The organism is Treponema pectinovorum, assembly GCF_900497595.1.
GTDB lineage: Bacteria > Spirochaetota > Spirochaetia > Treponematales > Treponemataceae > Treponema_D > Treponema_D pectinovorum.
In genome coordinates, this window is sequence record NZ_UFQO01000003.1 from 267,130 (window position 1) to 287,122 (window position 19,993).

At 37.4% G+C, this 19,993-nt stretch carries 14 protein-coding genes and 1 tRNA gene; 8 read left to right on the forward strand and 7 right to left on the reverse strand.

Annotated elements, in window-relative coordinates; genetic code table 11:
* Window positions 1-41 precede the first annotated feature (41 nt).
* Window positions 42-665: a DJ-1 family glyoxalase III gene (locus tag FXX65_RS05850; RefSeq protein ID WP_147615486.1), complete on the forward strand. Its 624-nt coding sequence runs from the start codon at window positions 42-44 to the stop codon at window positions 663-665.
* 128 nt (window positions 666-793) lie between these two features.
* Here FXX65_RS05850 and FXX65_RS05855 read toward each other — a convergent pair whose 3' ends face one another.
* Complete coding sequence (locus tag FXX65_RS05855; protein WP_147615487.1) at window positions 794-2,128, reverse strand: acetate kinase; 1,335 nt, start codon at window positions 2,126-2,128, stop codon at window positions 794-796.
* Window positions 2,129-2,408: 280 nt separating this feature from the next.
* Between FXX65_RS05855 and FXX65_RS05860 the strand changes: the two genes are divergently transcribed.
* Both FXX65_RS05860 and FXX65_RS05865 read left to right on the forward strand, forming a co-directional pair.
* A complete protein-coding gene (locus tag FXX65_RS05860) occupies window positions 2,409-3,611 on the forward strand; it encodes an MFS transporter (RefSeq protein ID WP_147612981.1) in 1,203 nt (400 codons plus the stop codon).
* A gap of 238 nt (window positions 3,612-3,849) precedes the next feature.
* A complete protein-coding gene (locus FXX65_RS05865; protein ID WP_147615488.1) occupies window positions 3,850-5,607 on the forward strand; it encodes a leucine-rich repeat domain-containing protein in 1,758 nt (585 codons plus the stop codon).
* Window positions 5,608-6,011: 404 nt separating this feature from the next.
* Here the strand turns inward: FXX65_RS05865 and FXX65_RS05870 are convergent, their stop codons facing one another.
* Window positions 6,012-7,664 carry a peptide ABC transporter substrate-binding protein gene (locus FXX65_RS05870; RefSeq protein ID WP_147615489.1) on the reverse strand — a complete coding sequence of 551 codons (1,653 nt, stop codon included), beginning with the start codon at window positions 7,662-7,664 and terminating at the stop codon, window positions 6,012-6,014.
* The gene (locus tag FXX65_RS05875) at window positions 7,657-9,069 is read right to left on the reverse strand and encodes a hypothetical protein (protein ID WP_147615490.1); all 1,413 of its coding nucleotides are present in this window, start codon (window positions 9,067-9,069) and stop codon (window positions 7,657-7,659) included. The genes FXX65_RS05870 and FXX65_RS05875 overlap by 8 nt, the downstream gene beginning before the upstream one ends.
* 140 nt (window positions 9,070-9,209) lie before the next feature.
* Between FXX65_RS05875 and thrS the strand changes: the two genes are divergently transcribed.
* On the forward strand, window positions 9,210-10,964 hold the full coding sequence (gene thrS, locus FXX65_RS05880; RefSeq protein ID WP_147615491.1) for a threonine--tRNA ligase: 1,755 nt from the start codon (window positions 9,210-9,212) through the stop codon (window positions 10,962-10,964).
* A gap of 47 nt (window positions 10,965-11,011) precedes the next feature.
* Here the strand turns inward: thrS and FXX65_RS05885 are convergent, their stop codons facing one another.
* Together FXX65_RS05885 and FXX65_RS05890 are read right to left on the reverse strand one after the other, a co-directional pair.
* Window positions 11,012-11,722: a hypothetical protein gene (locus FXX65_RS05885; RefSeq protein ID WP_147615492.1), complete on the reverse strand. Its 711-nt coding sequence runs from the start codon at window positions 11,720-11,722 to the stop codon at window positions 11,012-11,014.
* The gene (locus FXX65_RS05890) at window positions 11,723-12,862 is read right to left on the reverse strand and encodes a hypothetical protein (RefSeq protein ID WP_147615493.1); all 1,140 of its coding nucleotides are present in this window, start codon (window positions 12,860-12,862) and stop codon (window positions 11,723-11,725) included.
* Window positions 12,863-13,165: 303 nt separating this feature from the next.
* Here FXX65_RS05890 and cysK point away from each other — a divergent pair, with 303 nt between their 5' ends.
* The 3 genes from cysK to FXX65_RS05905 all read left to right on the forward strand — a co-directional run bounded on the left by cysK (window position 13,166) and on the right by FXX65_RS05905 (window position 17,562).
* On the forward strand, window positions 13,166-14,095 hold the full coding sequence (gene cysK, locus FXX65_RS05895) for a cysteine synthase A (RefSeq protein ID WP_147615494.1): 930 nt from the start codon (window positions 13,166-13,168) through the stop codon (window positions 14,093-14,095).
* Window positions 14,096-14,151: 56 nt separating this feature from the next.
* Window positions 14,152-16,050, forward strand: a complete 1,899-nt coding sequence (locus FXX65_RS05900; RefSeq protein WP_147615495.1) for a methyl-accepting chemotaxis protein — start codon at window positions 14,152-14,154, stop codon at window positions 16,048-16,050.
* A 156-nt stretch (window positions 16,051-16,206) separates the two neighbouring features.
* The gene (locus FXX65_RS05905) at window positions 16,207-17,562 is read left to right on the forward strand and encodes an MATE family efflux transporter (protein WP_147615496.1); all 1,356 of its coding nucleotides are present in this window, start codon (window positions 16,207-16,209) and stop codon (window positions 17,560-17,562) included.
* A 26-nt stretch (window positions 17,563-17,588) separates the two neighbouring features.
* Here the strand turns inward: FXX65_RS05905 and rnhA are convergent, their stop codons facing one another.
* Window positions 17,589-18,038, reverse strand: coding sequence for a ribonuclease HI (gene rnhA, locus FXX65_RS05910; RefSeq protein WP_147615497.1), 450 nt, complete (start codon window positions 18,036-18,038; stop codon window positions 17,589-17,591).
* A gap of 267 nt (window positions 18,039-18,305) precedes the next feature.
* A tRNA-Thr gene (locus tag FXX65_RS05915) sits at window positions 18,306-18,378 on the reverse strand.
* 139 nt (window positions 18,379-18,517) lie between these two features.
* Here FXX65_RS05915 and FXX65_RS05920 point away from each other — a divergent pair.
* A complete protein-coding gene (locus tag FXX65_RS05920; RefSeq protein WP_147615498.1) occupies window positions 18,518-19,927 on the forward strand; it encodes an MATE family efflux transporter in 1,410 nt (469 codons plus the stop codon).
* Window positions 19,928-19,993: the final 66 nt, after the last annotated feature.

A 19,993-nucleotide genomic window follows, 5' to 3' on the forward strand; every position in this document is an offset into this window, starting at 1 on the left:
AGATTTTGTTGTAATCGCTTAAACTGTGCTAAAATGCATTTATGAATGTAGCGGTATTTATTGCACCAGGCTTTGAAGAAATAGAAGCCTTTACTGTTGTTGATTATCTTCGCCGTGCTGAGCAGAATGTAACTGTTGTCAGCGTGCCAGAAGACGGATGTCCTGTGATATCTTCTGTAGTTGAGGGTAGCCACGGAATAAAAGTTGTTGCAGATGTTTTGTTAAAAGATTTTATAAATAATGATTCCAGCAAAAATATTGACGCGATTTATTTTCCTGGAGGCATGCCGGGAGCAAAAAACTTGAGCGACAATCAATTTTTGTTTGAACTTATAACAGAGTTTGAAAGCAAAGGAAAACTTGTTGCTGCAATGTGCGCTTCTCCTGCGGTTGTATTGGCACACACAGGAATTTTGGCAAACAGAAAGTGGACCTGCTATCCTGGAATGGAAGATGAAGTTTCAAAGTGGTGTGGTGGCGATACTAAAGCAAAAGAACTTTTGGAAAACAGCACACACAAAAAGGGTCTGCCGTTTGTGCTGGACAACAATGTTCTTACAGGACGTGGCCCTGGAACCGCAGAACAGTTTTCAATGAAATTTGTAGAAATCGCTGCTGGAAGGCAAATAGCAGATAAAATCCACGAATCAACCTGCCAGCGATAATTCGTTGCATAAAAAAAGCACTCTGAAATACTGTGTTCAAAGTGCTTCCCATTGTTACCGCCACACTAAAACTTTTGTTTTTAAAGTGCAGGCGATTTTTCTAGTGCGATAGAATGCAACGGGTATTCTTATCCTCTAACAATGATGTCTTTTAACGCTGGAGTTTCTTCAATCTCTTTAACCAAAGCTTCTTCGCGTGCTTTGTTGCGATAAGAAGGCGATTGGAAAGAATAAGTAAAGTTTGTGTGAACATCATAATTTCCGTTCATTATTGCAAAAGCGTCTTCTGTCATTACAAGTTCTTCATCTGTAGGAATTACAAAAACCTTTATCTTTGAATCATCTGTTGAAATGCAGGTTTCTGCGTTGCCGGTGTTAGCAAGGGCGTTCTTTTTTGGATCAATTTTAACACCCATCCATTCAAGACCTTCCAAAGCCTTTGCTCTAATTGTCGCAGAGTGTTCGCCAACTCCTGCTGTGTAAACAATAGCGTCAATAGGACCGATTGCAGCCATGTAAGCACCAAAATATTTTTTAAGGCGATAGCATTCCATCTCTATGGCGAGTTTGCAGTCTTCGTTGCCTTCGGCAGCCATCTTTGTAACGTCTCTGCGGTCAGAAGATTTGCCTGTAAGTCCTAAAAGCCCAGATTTTTTATTCATAGCGGTGTCCATCTCTTGTGCAGACATGCCAGTTTTTCTCATTATGTAGAAAGGAAGCGCAGGATCCATATCACCAGTTCTAGTTCCCATCACCAAACCTTCAAGCGGAGTTATACCCATAGAAGTGTCATAGCCGCATCCGTTTTTAACAGCACACATAGAAGCACCGTTTCCGATGTGGGCAATTATAACGTTTGTATCTTTAGGCTGTTTGTGCAAAAGAACAGACGCTCTTTTAGCGGTATAGAGGAAAGAAGTTCCGTGAAAGCCGTATCTTCTTGCGGAGTATTTTTCGTACCACTCTTTAGGAATAGCATAGCGGTAAGATGAAGCAGGCATAGTCTGGTGCCAAGCTGTGTCCAAAACTGCAACATGAGGGACGTTTGGCAAAACTTTTTGAGCGGCTTCGATTCCCATTATGTTAGCAGGATTGTGCAAAGGACCCAAATCCTGTACAGAGCGGAAAGTCTCTAATACTTCAGGAGTAACTTTTACAGATTTAGTGAATTTATCTCCACCGTGGAGAACTCTGTGCCCAACAGCGCCAATAACGCTCATATCGGTAATAACACCGTGAGTTTTACTAGAGATTGCATTCAAAATCAATTCAATCGCTTCTTTGTGTGTAGGACAAGGGCTCTCGAGAATGAATTTTTCTTTGCCCTTTGCTTTGTGTGTTATAACAGAGCCAGGAGCCGTTACGCGTTCAACAATCCCAGTTGCAAGAATGTCTTTGTTGTCCCAATCGTAAACCTGATACTTAACCGAAGATGAACCGCAGTTCAATGTAAGAATAACCATTATCAATTCCTCTATAAAAAAATTAAAACTAATATAAAGATTATAGACTTCTGCGACAGATTATTCAATGAATCCGCCAATTTTGTTTTATAAGGGCGCCACCTGCTTCGCAGGCCGTCTGTTCCGCCCTTTGCTAACGCTCATCCTCCTCGGCATCACGCAAGCGTGCTGCCTGCGGTGGACTAAAGGGGCTACATAGACTGGCGCATTTTTAACAAATTGTTTCTTAACAAACTGTTCCCTAGAACAAATTTTCTTTTGTGATATACTTCTTTCTATTATGACAGACAAATTTCAAATAAAGCGATTTTTTCCAAATTATTTTGCCTTTATGATTAACGGTTCGGTGGCGCTCGTTCTTGGTGCAATTCTTCCTTATATAATAGAACAAGCAAATATCAACCTTGCAACAGCGGGCAGCCTTTTAAGCGTTTTTGCAATCGGTAACTTTGCTGCAAGTTTTATATATCCTTCGCTTACAAAGTTGTTTGGCAGAAAGAATGCCTTTATTTTTACGATTTGCTTTCAGCCACTGTGCTTAATTTTAATCACTTTGTTTCCAACAGTTCCAGTTTTGCTCCTTACTTTTGTAATACTTGGAATCGCTCGCGGTTCATCATCTGTCTTTAATAACGCATACATAAACGAAAATTCAGAAGGTTCTGCCGCTGCTCTAAACATTCTCCACATGATATTTGCAATCGGGGCGTTTTCTTCTCCTTTGCTTTTAACGGCAGTAGTTTCTGCTGGCTACAGTTGGAAGCATTGCATCTGGATTTTGACTTTGGGTTCGATAATTTCTATCGTTTTGCTTTCGCAGTTAAAGATAAAAGATTTTAGAAAAAATTCTTCGTCAATCGAAAATCCAAAATCGCAATCAAAAGATGCAAACGACAATTCAAAATCTCAAAATCGCTCTTTCTGGAAGTCGCCACTTTTTTACATCTGCGGACTACTGTTGTTCTTTTACCTTGGTTTTGAAAACTGCATAAACGGCTGGTTTGTAACTTATTTTAAAAGCACAGGAATAATGAAAGGTGCATTTGCAAACGGATTAGTATCTTTTACTTGGCTTTCAATTTTATTTGGCCGCCTTACAACAGCGATTTTATCCACAAAATTTTCTAAAAAGACAATCATCCTAACGGACTGCATTGCTGGCGCATTCTTTTTCTTTTTGATGACAGCAACTCAAAATCTTACAGTCATAGGATTTTCGATTGTAGGACTTGGATTTTTCCTTGCAGGAATTTATCCCACAGTCGTAAGCGCGGCAAGTCCTGCCATAAACGGTTCGGATTTGGGAATGTCTATGTTGCTTGCAATTTCTGCTTTTGGTGGAATAATAACTCCTCAGATAATCGGTTCAATAGGCGACAGAATTGGGCTTATAGGTGCTATTGGTCTTTTGGTTATAAACTTGAGTGCAATGATATTGTTTGCTTTGTTGTATGCTTTAAAAAAAGATAAAAAACTTTCGTGAGTATTTAATACTTTCAAGTACTAAGGGCGCCCCCTGCTTACGCAGGTCGTCTGTTCCGCCCTTCGCTGGCGCTCATCCGCATAAAGCGGACTTGCGGGGCTTCATAGACTGGCGCATTTTAAATAAAATTTTCTGTTTTTCTCTCCTATAAAAAATCAAAACTTATTGACAAAAAAACGCGTTTAAAGTTACTGTCAGATAATTTTTATTAGTTATTGCTAACAAAAATGGAGGTTTTATGATTAAAAAAATTTCTCATGCATGTATGTGCATGGCTTTATTTGTTGGGCTATTTGCGTTTATCGCTTGTAGCAATAGCACGTCCCCATCGCAGTCGGATCCAACTCCGTCAACTCCGGAAAATCCGTCTAACCCAAGCACGCCATCGACTCCGGAAAATCCGTCTAACCCAAGCACGCCATCGACTCCGGAAAATCCGTCTAACCCAAGCACGCCATCGACTCCGGAAAATCCGTCTACACCAAGCACACCGTCAACCCCAGATCCAAACGATCCTAAAACTATAATATACGGGGAATATACCGGTGGTAACCTTATGGGTATCCCAGTAACTTTAGTCCTTAAGGCAAACCTTGTAGATATACAAAATTCATATATGCCTAAAAAGTTTTCCAATATAAAATTTACCGATCAAGGAGACGGCAAGTGGTATATAGAATGTTACGATACTGGAGCACCACAAACTAACGAAGAATTAAAAGCATCTGTACTTATCGACACAAACGAAGACCCTTTTACCGCTTTAATTACTATCCACGGTATGTCTGGTTCTCCTCAAGTAACCTGCGAAAAAACAGGTGGGAAACTCGGTTTAATAATAAAAGGTTCACTTCTTAAAGGATATAGAGGTGCTCAACCAACTGGCGTTTTAACAGTACCAGAAGGAATTACCGATATCGCTCAAGAAGCGTTCCAAAATTGTACAGGATTAACGGAAGTGAAATTCCCTTCAACTCTTAAAGGAATTTATGGCGCAGCATTTTCCGGTTGTTCTGGAATAACAGAATTGCACTTTCCAGAAAATCTTACAACAATTGCAGCGGAAGCCTTTTATGATTGTACAGGTTTAAAAACACTAGATTTTTCAAAAAGTACAAAACTTAAAATAATTGAAAATGAAACGTTTAGAGGTTGCTCAGATATCGAAACTCTAAATTTGCCAACAAACTTAGAAGTAATAGGTTCAAGTGCTTTTAATGATTGCACAGGTATATCAGGAAAGGTGCAGTTTCCTGCAACCCTTAAAGAAATTGGCGATTCAGCCTTTATTAAATGTAAAAATATAACAGAACTTGATTTTTCAGCATGCACACAGCTTACCAAAATCGCAAATGCTGCATTTAATCGCTGTACAGGATTGACACAAGTAAAACTTCCAGCAAGTCTTACAAAAATTGGAAATATCTTTACTGGCTGTACAAAACTTTCAAGTATTTCCATCGATTCGCAAAATCCTGAACTTTGTTCTGTAGACAATATTATTTACAACAAAGCAAAAACCGAATTGATTTTTGGTGCTCCTTCCGTTCCACAAGCAAATACAATTCCTTCAAGCGTTACAAAAATTAGCAAAAATGCTTTTATAAACAATCAATCATTGTCTTCTGTACAACTTCCTGCAAGTCTTCTTGATATTGAAGCAAGTGCTTTTGATACATGTAAAAAATTGCAAAACATAGATTTTTCTATGAGTACATCCCTTAAAACGATTGGCGACTATGCATTTAATATGTGCGAAGCATTGACAGGCGAGATAGTTTTACCAGCAACTCTTACAACAATTGGCGAGGCTGCTTTTTATGGTTGCAAAAATATAACAAAAATCGATTTGTATTCATGCGCACAAATTGATCAAATTGGATCTAATGCTTTTTACGGCTATACTGGACAATTCAAAGTAAAAACAGGAAGCGGTGTAAAAGAAAAATTAACTGGCGCAGGAGTTGACGCAACTAAAATAGAAGAAGTTCTATAAAACTATAGTTATTTAAAATATTAATCGGGGTGTTGAAATGCATATTGTCTTTCAATGCCTCTTTTTTTTTGGGGCATTTTTGCTACGCAAAAACCGTGCTATTCAGGGTTACGCCTTTGGCTCCATTACTACGCTACGCGTCGCAACGGCTTCGCCGCCCTTACTATCACTTGTACATTTTTTACAGAGTGCAAAAAAACATTTATAGAAAGCGAGAAAAAACTTATTGGATAAAACAGTAAAACTTAGCCCGGATGGAAGTGGCGCGTAAGCGTTGGCAAAGCCAATGGAGCGCTAGCGCAACCACGCACAGCCGGTCGAGTAATGCGATGTGCTACTATAAAAAATTATTCAGCAAATATCGGAAAATTTGCAATATTTGCATTGTAAATTACAGCACGGCTTTATCGCATAACGATTGTTGCAGGAATTTCTTCTTCGTATTCTTTGATATAAAGGTATTTAAAAGGGTGAATATCCAACGCGTTGGTGTACCAACCTCCAACTTTATTTAAGTTTATAGCATGCAGGCTTACAGAATGACTTATAGGAATTATCAGAGCAGAATCCAAGAGTATTTGTTCTGCTTTTGCAAGCAGTTTAAATCGTTCTTGTGAGTTGGTTTGCTCATCTGCAAGTTTTAAGATATTTGTAAATTCTTGATTTTTCCATTTTGTCTGGTTTAAAGTAGAACCTTCTCTAAAAAGTTCAAGAAAAGCCAAGGGGTCTGCAAAGTCTCCAATCCAGGAATAAGTGAACATATCGTAATTTAGGTGTGGAATGCTAGAAAAATAGCGATCATCTTCAATTTTAAATGTTACGAGCTCTACTCCAAGTGGAATCCATGCTTGTTTTAAAATTTCAGAAAGTTTTTTCATATATTCGTTGCCGTAAATTCCAAATTTTATTTCAAGTTTTTCTTCTAAAGGAATTCCTATTTTTTTTCTTGCTTCACTCATCATTTCTACAGCTTCTTCTTCGCTATAATAAGTTAAGCCTTCTACATTTGGGTAACCTGCAAGCGGATAAACTAAAGTTGTCGCTTGGATAAGGTTGTCTTTTCTGAGTTTTTCCCAAGGAATAGCGGTTAAAAGTGCGTTTCTAAATTCGCTATGATTCCAAATTTCATTTTTGCAGGTAAAAAATAGAAAGGTTGTTCCAAAAATGGCACTCAATCTTATGCTGTCTTTATTTAAAATTGAATCCGCTTTTAGAGAACTCATAACCCAATCCGCACGTCCTGTGTTAAAAAGCCAAGTATTTTCCTTTTCGTTTTCCGAAAGTTTTATCTCGATTTTTGGCAAAGCGATGTTATCTTTATCCCAGTAATTTTCGTTTTTTTCGAGGATTAAAACTTTATCTTTTGATTGAGCGAGCTTGTATGCGCCAGAAAAAACATTTTTATCTCCTGTAAAAACAGAAAAAGCGTGATGACACAAAATGCTTGGCAGGTGTGCAGTTGGATTTTTTAAAGTAACGATTAGCGTTTGTCCTTTTGCTTTTAGTCCGACGCTTTGTTTTTCAGCATTGTTTTCTCTGTATTCTTTAATGCCTTCAATACAATCCAGCAAAGAAGCGTAAGGCGCATTGGAAGTTTTTTGCAACAAAAGCCAGCTGTCAACGATTGTTTGTGCAGTTATAGGTTTTTCATCACTTAAAAATGCCCCTTGTCTAATAGTAAATGTCCATCGTTTTTTGTCTCGGGAAATTCTATAAGTTTGGGCGAGGGCTGGCGTTGGCTCTAAAGTTTTCGGGTCGTAATTAAAAAGCCCTTCCTGCAAAGAGTTTATAATCTGCGCTTCGCTTGAATAACTTGAAGTGTGCGGATTTAAATCGAGTTGATTGCTTGCAGATACTATGTAAAAAGTTCTTTGGAGTTCGCTTTTAAATTTTTGTTGATTTTTTTCGTTCGCGTTTGAAGAATTTTCTTTTTTATTTTCGATTGAATTACTATTGTTTTGCTCTTTTAAAATATCTTCCAATTCGTCTGCGTATCCTCGAAAACAAAAAACAAGGCAGCAGAAAAAGATAACGGCGTGTGCAATTTTTTTAAGCATTGGGTATTCCTAATTTTTTAAGTTGAGCTTCTTCTTTAATATAAGCAGTATACTCAGAGCGGTGTTGGTTTGCTTTTACAACAGAATTCTTTAATGAAGTTATTTCCATCTGCAAACCTTTTATTTTTGACCGATTTTGTGGCAAAGGCGCACTTTTAAAGAATTCGTCCAAAGCATTTAAAAGTTTTAAAAGTACGTTGCATTCTGAAATTTGCTGATTTACGTATTCAAGGACTTTTTCTTCTGGAAGAGAAGCAATCCTTTCGTACATAGGTGCTTTTTTTACACCAGCAGAGGCGTATTTTCTCGCTCGTAAATCCAGTTCGCTTATAAATTGAAAGTAATCAAGTTTTTCGTGCGTTTTTACCGCAGTAGTTGCATCTGTTAAGGTAAGATTATAATAAACAGGTTTTTCTTCAAGATTAAACGCTTTTCTAATTGCCTTTTTTAGTTTGTCAAAAAAACTGTTGTGTTCGCTTTCCAAAAGCTCATAATTTTCTTCAATCTTTTTCTTTACTTGTGTTAGCTGTCCAGGCATTGCGCCAAAAACTCTTAAAGCGATTAAAATTATCTCTTTTGTATCAACTTTTTTTTCCTGTTTTGAAGATTCAGAACCAGAAACTTCCAATTTTTTTAACAGGGCTTTTTGCAGTTCCGCCTTGTTTGGAGCATGATCTTCTGCAATTATTTCGTCAATCAATTCGCTGTAAAAAGGAATTTTTCCCATTGTAGAAGTAAAGTTCTTTTTTATCTGTGCCAATTCTTCTGCGGGGCTGGATTCTGCTTTTTGTACGTTGAATGACGGATGCGAAAATGTGTTTTCTCGTACAGAACTCTTGTAAAGTTCTTTTTGAAATTCCGAAAGTTCTTTTAGGCTTTTATTTATTGAAAGAAGAGCTTTTCCTGCTTTTATTAGGCTGTCGTTTACCATGCTCGCTGTCATTGAGTCGGAGTTTTGCCTCGCATTTAAAAGCATTGTTGCGGTTGCCTTAGTGTTTGTGCTGTTTGAATTTACCGAAAATGAATTCCATTGAATTGCGTTGTTTAAATCGAGAAGTTTTTTTATGTTTACAAGTGAAAGGCTAGATACTGAAAATTTGTAATAATTGCAAAGAAAATCTAAAGTGTTGTCATAATCGGAAAGCCTTGTTCCCATTACCATTGCTCGTTCATTCTCTGTAAACGCAGTGCTTTCTGGCGGAAGTATATCCGAAATCTTTTTTTCTTTTTTGTATGGATCAGGGGAAATCAGCGATTTTTTTAAGAGAAATTCAATAAGATTTTTTACGCAAGAGTGAAGTAGACGATAGTTCTCCAAAACCGCTGGAAGTTCCTCTTCGTCAAACCATTGAGATTTTGCTCCGATTGCAGCTAATAACTGCTGTGTAAAGTTGGTATCTGCCATATCAATTACTATTATCGGCATTTTTTTGAATTTCTACAATCTTTCGCATAAGTTGAAACAAAGCCTGCAAATCGATATTCTGTAAAAACTTATTTATAAAAAACCTTTCGCATTTTGTGTAAGGTTGTAGAGGTGTTTTTATGGCTGAAAATGAAAAATTACAGACTATCCGCCATTCCTGTGCGCATGTTATGGCAGAAGCAATTAAAAATCTTTTTCCGGGAACAAAAATCGCTATAGGACCTGCAATCGACAACGGTTTTTACTACGATTTTGATTTTCCGAGCGACCACAAAATTACCGAAGCAGATTTTCCTGCTGTAGAAAAAGAGATGAGAAAAATTCTTGCAACTGGAGCGCAATTTGTTAGAAAAGAAGTTTCAAAAGAAGAAGCGTTAAAACTTTTTGCCGATGAACCATATAAAATCGAAATAATAAACGATTTGCCAGAAGGTTCTGTTATTTCCACTTACGAGCAGGACGGATTTTTAGATTTGTGCCGAGGTCCTCACGTTGCTTCTACAAAAGAGATAAATGCTCAGAGCTTTAAAATAGATAAAATTGCAGGAGCTTACTGGCGTGGCGATTCTGAGCGACCGATGCTAACAAGGGTCTATACTCTTTGCTTTGAAAGACCTAACGAGTTAAATGATTATTTAAAGATGCTTGCAGAAGCCGAAAAACGCGATCACAGAAAACTTGGGTTAGATATGGATTTGTTCCATCTTGAACCAGAAGACCCGGGGCAGATATTCTGGCATCCAAACGGTTGGACGATTTACACAGTTATTCAGGATTATATGAGAAAGATGGTTCGTCGCGACGGCTATCAAGAAGTGAATACCCCTGCAATAATGCCAAAATCGCTTTGGGAACGTTCTGGACACTGGGGACACTACCAGCGCAATATGTTCATAACGGAATCTGAAAAACGAGTTTTTGCGATAAAACCGATGAACTGTCCTGGTGCAATAGAAATTTTTAAGAGCAAACTGCGAACTTATAAAGATTTGCCTATGCGCTTAGCAGAATTTGGCCACGATGTTAGAAACGAGCCGTCTGGAACTTTGCACGGCATAATGCGCGTAAGAGGTTTTGTTCAGGACGATGCACACATAATATGCACAGAAGAGCAAGTTGCTTCAGAAGTTGCAAAATTCTGTAAACTCCTAAAAAAAGTTTACTGCGATTTTGGATTTAATGAACTTGTGGTAAAATTTTCTACAATGCCAGAAGATCACGTTGGCGACATTGCTACTTGGCAGCGTGCAGAAAAAGATTTGGCGGATGCTTGCAAAGCTGCAGGTCTTGATTTTGAAATTCAACCAGGCGAAGGTGCTTTTTACGGACCAAAACTTGAGTTTAAACTTTACGACTGCTTGGGACGCGAATGGCAGTGTGGAACAATTCAGGCGGATTTTCAGTTGCCGTCTGCTGAACGCCTCGATGCCACATATATAGGTTCAGACAACCAAAAACACCATCCTGTAATGCTGCATCGTGCAATTTTGGGTTCTCTGGAAAGATTTTTGGGAATTCTGATAGAAAATTTTGCAGGGAACTTTCCAACTTGGCTTGCCTTTGAACAGGTTGCTGTAGTTCCTGTAAAGAACGAATTTGATGATTATGCAAGAGAGGTTAATGAAGCCTTGCTTGAACAGGATATTCGCTCAAATGCTTATCTTTCAGATGACAATATGCGACAAAAAATCAAAGTTATAACAAAGGAGCATAAAACTCCTTACATTTTGGTTGTTGGAGAAAACGAAAAAAACGAAAAAACTGTCAGCGTAAGATTTAGGCAGTCTAGCAACTTAGAACAAAAGACTATGAAGTTAGAAGATTTTATCTCTTATGTAAAGGATAAGGTTGAAACTCACTTTGTAGGAATCTAGTTTTTACTTTTTAGCTTTGCTGGAAAAATAGTTTTAATTACAAATACTTATCTTACCAGCAAGGCTTTTACTCCAATGCTTATAAGCATAGAATCCAAGCCTCTCCCGTCGATAATTGCTCCCAATGGGAAGTAGAGTTTTGTTTCAAATCCAGCTTTCCATTTTGCGTTGAAATTGTAAAGCCAAGTTAGTCCTAAGTTTGGATACAAAAAATTAAAATCGCTGTAAAAACTTTTGTTTATCTCTTTAACATCGTCGCCTGCTGTTCCTGTAGAATATTTGCTTGTTTGAGAAGATTTTATTCCGTTTGCTAAAATTGCATATCTCAATAAAAAACTCAACCCTGCACAAATCTGTAATTGGCTTGAAGAAAACACCCAAGAATGTGTCGCATCAATATCCCAAAGGCTGTTAAATACCAACGCTGTGCGATTTTCTATTTCTGCTGGGCGGAAAATTTTGCCGTCCCAGAGTGCATATCCTGTAAAAAAATTCGTTTTTAATTCTAGGCCAATTATTTTGCCTGTAAAAAAATCAAATCCAATCCCTGCTGTAAAATTTACAGGATTTGGAGCGGAAGAAGAATCTGTATTTACCTGAATAACAGGTCCTAAAGTAAAGAAAAAATTTATGTCACGGTTGATTTTTTGTTCTGAATCCTCTTGCGAAAATCCTCTAAAAAAAATCGTTGAAAAAAAGATGAATGCGAAAAATACTTTTTTATTTTGAAATTTTATTTTTTTTATCATATTTGCCATTTAATCTTTGTATAAAAGTTTTTCCAAATCTACGAGTAAAAAGCCAGAGCGCCCTGTTTTATAAAAGTCTGTTTCTTCCCAGCCTGCCACAAGAAATTTTCCGCTTATGCAAAAAGACGAATATTTGTATTCTTCTGGCAATTTTGGAAGCCTTAACGCTATATTTTTCCCATCGTTTAAAATGCTTCTGTTTTTTAGAGCACCATTAAAATATGTTGTTCCGTCTTCAAAAACTGCGCATGCCCAACTATCACAAATTATAGCACAAGAATTTGTCAGTAACTGCGAATCAGCTTTTGAACTGTAAATCCTAGGTGAAAATCCGCCTGAACTTTTGCAGTTTACAGCAAAATCAAAATTTTTTGGAATTGAAGATAAAAGTTTTTTTAATCGAATCGGTGCATCTTCAAAGGCAAGCGGCGAGTTTTTTGTTCTAAAGTTTTCTTCAGTCGTTTCGCTTATCGTTATTTTTCCTTTTTGGCTGTAAGGCGAAAGGCTTTCTAAACTTTGCGGTGAATAAAATTTTATGTAAGAAAATGAAGTTTTTTCGTTTACGATTTTCTTAATTGAAGAAAAAAATGATTTTCCGTCAAAATACGTGCCAGTGATTTCCCCGATTTGTTCCAGATTTAAATCTTTGTAGGTTATAACAGGAAAAAATGATTTTTCGTTTGGCGAAAATCTTATCAAAAAAGGTCTGTCTTCTTCGAAATTGTCGCTTTTTTTTCTTACAGTTGAATCTTGATTAAAAAAAGTTGAACGCGTTAAACACAGATAAGGAAGATTTTTTTCAAAAATTAAATTGGAGGCAGTTGAATTAGAAAAAAGTTGAAAATCCTGAATCAAAATTGGTTCTTCACCATTGTAAATATAAATAACTCCAAGCCTGTTTACAATCAAATAACCATTGTCTTGCAAATCTGTATTTGCATCGCTTATGCGTATGGATTCTGTCCAAGGTTTTAAGGAAGAGATTGGTGATTTTTGTGGCAAAGATGTTTTATTAAAACCTGTTTGGTCAAAATAATACCAAGTGTGAAGTTTTTCATTTTCTTGAATTTGCAGCAAAGTTTGATTTTTTTCGTTTTTGCATGCACAAAGGAGAATGAGAGTTACGAAAGTAAAAATAAAGGTCTTCATAAATAAAATTATCGGATAAAAAATAGGTCGTTTTACTTAAAGTGCGTAAAAAAATTAAATATTCTTCAAAAAATATTTATTACCTATTGACTAAGTAGGTAATAAGATTTATAAAATACCTATCAAAACCTAGTGGTTAGATAGGGAATTAAAAAAGTTTTATAAACGAAGTAGAAAATAAATGCAAAAAAAAAGTTGGCGTTTATTTTTATCAAATACGCATCCTTTATTTTTTTAGGAAGTGCGTAGCAATTTTTTTTGAAAGCTAAAACTTTCATCGACGATTTTTACAGGAGGAAAATTATGTCAAAAATCTACACTTCAGCCGATCAACTTATTGGAAGGACACCAATCCTTGAATTTTCTAATATCGAAAAGGAGCAGAATCTTGGGGCAAAAGTTCTTGCAAAGCTCGAATACTTTAATCCTGCAGGTTCTGTAAAAGACAGAATTGCAAAAGCCATGCTCGACGATGCCGAGGCAAAGGGAATTTTAAAAGAAGGTACGACGATAATAGAACCTACTTCTGGCAACACTGGAATAGGGCTTGCCTCTGTTGCGGCGGCAAGGGGATACCGATTGGTTATTGTTATGCCAGAAACCATGTCTGTAGAAAGACGCCAGCTTATGAAGGCTTATGGTGCGGAACTGGTTCTTTCTGAAGGTTCAAAGGGAATGAAAGGCGCCATTGAAAAAGCTCAAGAAATAAAAAATTCAACGCCAAACAGTTTTATTGCGGGGCAGTTTGAAAATCCTGCAAATCCAAAAGCCCATTTTGAAACTACTGGTCCTGAAATTTGGGAAGATACAGACGGCAAGGTGGATATCTTTGTTGCAGGAATTGGCACTGGAGGAACTGTTACTGGAGTTGGCAAATATCTAAAATCGAAAAATCCAAATGTAAAAATAATCGCTGTGGAACCAAAAGATTCAGCAGTCCTTACAACTGGCGTTGCAGGTCCTCATAAAATACAGGGAATTGGCGCAGGATTTATCCCTGATGTTTTAGACACAAAGATATACGATGAAATTTTTACAGTTACATCTGAAGATGCGTTTGCGGTTGGGAAACTCATAGGGAAAAAAGAAGGTGTTTTGGTTGGCATATCTTCTGGTGCTGCGGCTTGGGTTGCGATCGAACTTGCAAAACGAGCAGAAAACAAAGGCAAAAATATCGTTGTATTGTTACCTGATACAGGCGATAGATATCTTTCAACACCGCTGTTTCAATAATGAAATATTAAATACAAAAAATTGTTAATATTTTGTTTATGAATTAGAATGTAGGAATGAATCTTTTTACCTTATTTTTAGTAATTTTTGCTACGGCCGCCATAATTGGTGTGCCGTTGCTGTCTCTGGTGGAAAATGTCCATATCCATCAGACTGGAATCAAAAACTGGTTGGAGGGGCTTCCGTCTACAATCGTTGTGGCGATTTTGGCAGTCGTTATCGTTTCAATTTTAGTAAGAATCTTTATATCTCCAGTACTAAAGGTTGTAAAGAAGGCTGAAAACGGAACGATTAGTGAATCTGAAAAATTGCTTTTTATCCCAGCATTCAAGAAAATCAAGATTGTTACCTACGTGCTTTTATATACCGCTTATGTTATAGGAAACGCTGGCGTAACCCTCTTAAAAGCATCACAAGGGAAAATATCCTTAGGCAATACTGCTGGAGAACAGGCGGCAACTTTCTTTATAATAGTTGGCCTTTGTGTTTGCTATGCTTCTCTTCACGTTCTTTACAATACGATTCTTTTTGAAATATTCGCTCAAAAGTATATTCGTCTTTTAAAGATAACAGACATTGGCAATCAAAAAGTTTCGCATTTTACAAGCAGCATAAGTCGCACAGCTTTTACCTTTGCCATTTTTACAGGTTGGCATATGCTTTGTTGCGGATATGGAATTGCGCGCTTTTCGGACAGAAGTTATACGGTTTCATACTTTTTAGAAATTTCACTTCCGTTGTTATTTTGGTGTTTTATAATTTGTCTTCCTCTTATGTTGGTTCAGTTGTATAACCTTAGAAAGCGTTTTTATGCAACAGCAAATCAACTTTCTGCACTGCGCATTGAAGGCGATTTAGTTTCGAGAATTAACTTGGCTACCTTTGATGACTTTAGCGTAATAAATTCAGAAATGAACAAATTCTTGGAGTCGCTTAAAGAAATTATTTCTGCGGTGAAAAATCAAAATTCTATGGTTGACAATAATGCACTTAATTTGTTGGGGCATGCGGACGAAACCGCTAGAGCAATAAATATGCTTTCTACATCATTTAAACAGATGGATGTAAAAAATAAAGAACTCGATGGTCTTTTGACTAGCAGTCAGCAAAACATAGTAAGACTTGGCGATGATGCTAAAAAGATAAGCGATTTGGTTTCGAATCAGACTGTTGCGATTGAAGAAAACGCTGGTGCTGTAACAGAAATGGTTGCGAATATAAAATCTATGACAGATATGATTAGTAAAGCAAAAGAGCTTTCTGTAAACCTTTCTAATGTTGCAGAGCACGGAACAAAAGAGGTTAATAACACTCTTGAACTTATAGAAGCTATAACCGATAAATCGCAAAGAATGTCCGAAATAACAAAGGTAATCTCTTCTGTTGCAAGCCAAACAAACCTCTTGGCAATGAATGCGGCAATCGAAGCAGCTCATGCAGGCGAAGCAGGGGCGGGATTCTCCGTTGTTTCTGATGAAATTCGAAAACTTGCCGAATCAACTACAAACAGCACAAAAGAAATTACAGATTTGATTTCTAGCATGGTTGATGTTGTAGAACGCTCTTCTAAGAGTATGAATGCAACTTCTGTCGTATTTACAAACATAAATACAGGCGTAAAAGAGCAGACTCAAATTGTAGAGACGATAAACAACGCAATGGCAGAGCAGTCTATTGGTGCCAGTGAAACTCTAAAAGTTACAAACGAGATTGCCTCGCAAGTAAGCGAAATAAACAGCCTTGTAAAACACCAGACAGAATATAACTTAAAGATAAAAGACGACATAAACAATGTTGTAAATCTTTCTCAAACTTTAAATAAGTCTGTAAAGGAATCTGGAAATGTTGTAACTGAATTTGAAAACACTATGGGTGGTATTTCACAGGCAGTGCAGGACAATAAAAATTCTGTAGACGTTGTAACTTACAAACTTGCAGGCTTTAAGTTGGATTAGAAAGATTAATTCTTGAATTTTATCCTGATTAAGAGCTTCACTATTTATTTGGTGGGGCTCTTTTTATTTATATGTATTTTTTTGTGTGCGGAATTATATTTTTTTGATTTTTTGCTTGATTTGCAAAAGTATAAAAAACAACTAAAATGATTTCCTATGTTTAAAACTTTTGATCTTTCCAAGTTATTAACCGACAATGCCTCTATTCCGTTAAAGCAACGTATAAAGTTTGTTTTAAATTTAAGTATTCCTGGTATGATGGCTCAACTTTCTTCTATATTGATGCAGTACATAGATGCATCTATGGTTGGGACGTTGGGAGCAAATCAATCTGCGAGTATAGGACTTGTTGCTTCTTCAACTTGGGTGATGGGAAGTTTGTTGCATGCGATTGCGGTTGGTTTTACAGTACAGGTAGCTCATGCAATAGGAGCTGGAAAACGTGAAGATGCTAGAAATATTTTGTTCAATGCAATTTTATGCTGTACTTCTTTTAGCATTTTTATAGCGATTGTTGCAGGTTCGTTAAGTTTTAAAATTCCTCTTTGGTTAGGTGCTTCCACTGAAATATATAATGATGCTTTATGGTATTTTTTTGTGTTTGCTTTATCTTCGCCTTTTTACGAGATTGTCTATTTACTCAGTGGTGTTCAACAAGGCTCTGGAAACATGAAGTTGCCAGGAATTTTGAATGCGCTCATGTGTTTTTTAGACATAATTTTTAACTATCTTTTTATCTTTATTTTAGATATGGGCGTAAAGGGAGCTGCCTTTGGTTCAGCTTGTTCTGCTCTTAGCGTTGCCTTGATATTTTGTTATCTTACACTTGTAAAATCAGAAACCCTTAAATTTATTGGTCAAAAGGATTTTTTTGTAGACAAGGCGGTTTTAAAAAAAGCGATAAAACTTGCACTTCCTGTTGGATTAGAAAGTTCTGCATTTAGCGGAGCCTTGGTAGTTATTACAAGGATAATTGCCCCCTTGGGCGCTGTGAGCCTTGCTGCAAATTCGTTTGCCGTTACGGCGGAAAGCCTTTGTTATATGCCAGGATACGGAGTTCAAGAGGCAACTACAACCTTGGTTGGTCAAAGTTATGGAGCAAAGAGAAAAGATTTAGTTTGCTCTTTTAGCTGGATAACTGTAGCCTACGGTATGGGAATAATGGCATTGATTGCTTGGATTATGTATTTTGCTTGCCCTTATGTATTTGCTTTTATAACTCCAGATATTGAAATTCAAGAACTTTCTGTAAAGATATTGAGAATTGCTCTTTTTGCTGAACCGCTTTTTGGTGCGAGCATAGTTTGCACAGGTGCGCTACGGGGAAGGGCAGACACTTTGATTCCAAGTTTGATGAACCTTTTTAGCCTTTGGGTTGTTCGTTTGGGCTTGAGTTTTGTGCTCGTTAAACCTTACGGTCTGGTTGGAATATGGATTGCCATGGCAAGCGAATTGTGCTTTAGAGGTTTGATAATGCTTTGTAGGCTTGCTTTTGCAAAGATAAAATTTTAGCGAGAGGCAATTTTTCTAAGCGATTTTTAGCGATGTTTTTCTATTTCTGCTTTGCAAAGTGAATCGCAAATTTCGTTATATTTTATTCCTGCGTGTCCTTTTACCCAGTTCCATTCTACATTCATGGAAGAATTTAAGGCGTCTAATTGTTCCCACAATTCCTGATTTTTTACAGGTTTTTTGTCTGCGGTTTTCCAGCCCTTTTTTTTCCACGAAAAAATCCACTGCGTTATTCCGTTTTTTACATATTGGCTGTCGATATTTACTTGTATTGGAATTCCTTTGAATCTTGGTGTGTTGTTTATGGCTTGTAAAGCACAGATTGCCGCTGTGAGTTCCATCCTGTTGTTTGTTGTGAGTTTTTCGCCACCGGAATGTTGTTTTGCCTGTCCTTCTGCAATTATTACGCAAGCCCAACCGCCAGGACCTGGATTATTGGAACAGCCGCCGTCTGTGTAAACAATTATTTTTTCCATAAAGATATTTTATCAGAAAAAAATAAAATGAAAAATGATTAGCTGGAAAATATAAAACTTTGATTTTTATAAAAATTGATTTTGCACTAGCGATGTGCAGGGCGCGTAGCGGCCACCGCAGCGAGCATAAGCGAGCGAGAAGGCTGGAGCGCAAGCGGAACCCGAAACGTAGCGACCCTTTTTGCATAAAAAGGGTAGTGCCCATATAAATTCTTATAATGATTTGTTGTGATTTTTTGTTTTGAAGTAATTTTTGATTTTTGAAAAAGCCAACTCCCGGACTTGAACCGAGTACCTGCTCGTTACGAGTGAGCTGCTCTACCAGGTGAGCTAAGTTGGCAACTTGTGGAAAATGGTATCAAAAAAAGGCGGTTTTAGCAATCTGATTTGTGAGTGTTTTTTTAGGCAGTTTTATCGATAACGCCAAGTTATGAAAAGGCGACATTGTGAAGAAAAAGATATTTGCCTAAAATTAAACTATGCCTTTGGAAAATAAAAAAAATACTGTGGAAATTATGACGCAGGAAGCGGTTGGTCCTTTGATAATTAAAAATGCGATTCCGACCATAATTACGATGATGGTTACCGCTTTATACAACACTGCCGACACTTTTTTTGTAAGCAGGCTTGGAACGAGTGCTTCGGGGGCTGTTGGAATTATTTTTTCGCTGATGACTATGATTCAGGCAGGCGGCTTTATGATTGGCATGGGCGCTGGCTCTATTACAAGCAGAGCTTTGGGAAGTGGAGAGCCAAAAAAGGCGAGCACCTTTGTTTCTACCGCGATCATTTTTGCGTTTTGCCTTGGACTTTTGTTTAGCGCGTTTGGTCTTGTTTTTAACAGGAAACTTGTTCGTTTTCTTGGAGCGACTCCAACAATACAGCCTTATGCAGTTGATTACGCTCATTATATAATTCTTGCGTGCCCTTTTATGATGGCGTCTTTTGTGATGAATAACCTTTTGCGATTCCAGGGAAAAGCGGCTTTTTCGATGCTTGGAATGGCGAGCGGCGGAATTCTTAATATATTTTTGGATCCGCTTTTTATTTTTGTTTTTGGTCTTGGAATTTCTGGAGCGGCGATTGCAACTTTGATAAGCCAAATCGCAAGTTTTTGCATTTTGCTTTCTATTTTTTTGTTAAAAAAATCGCCAGTTGAATTTAACCTTGCGCATTTGAGCAAAAAACTTTCTGTTTATTTAGACATTTTAACAACTGGGCTTCCGAGTTTTTTTAGGCAGGGAATGGCAAGCCTTTCTGGCATTTTTATGAACATTGGTGCGGCAAAATACGGTGCGTTTATGATTTTTGAAGGGATGAATGCTGCACAAACTGCTGATGCTGCGGTTGCAGGAATGTCTATTGCAAATAGGGTTTGCATGCTTTTGCTAGCTGTTGCGATTGGGCTTGGGCAAGGGTTTCAACCTGTGTGTGGCATAAATTTGGGTGCAAAAAAATACGACAGGGTAAAGGAATCCGTGCGCTTTTTTGTAAAGATGACGACTTTCGCAATGCTTGTTTTAGGCTGTGCCGTTTTTGTTTTTTCCGAGCAGATTGCTCAAATTTTTAGAGATGATGCGGCGGTAATAAAAGTCGCTTCTATTTCGCTAAAGTTTTCCGCTTGTATTTTGCCTTTTCATTCGATAATTTTTGGAACAAATATGTTGCTTCAGGTTGCGGGCGTAAAAATTCCTGCGACAGTGCTTTCTTCATTGCGGCAAGGAATAGTTTTTGTTCCTTTGATAATAATGCTTCCCTACATAGCAACTTTTTTTGGCGCACCCGCGATATTTGGAATTATGGTGACTCCTGCCCTGAGCGATTTTATAAGCGCACTCATAGCCTTTCCGTTTATGAAAGGATTTGTAAATGGATTGGGAAGAGAATGAGGTTTGAAACTTAGCCTTTTATATTTGAATGTGCAGAATATTTTTGTTGATTTAATGTTCAAGAAC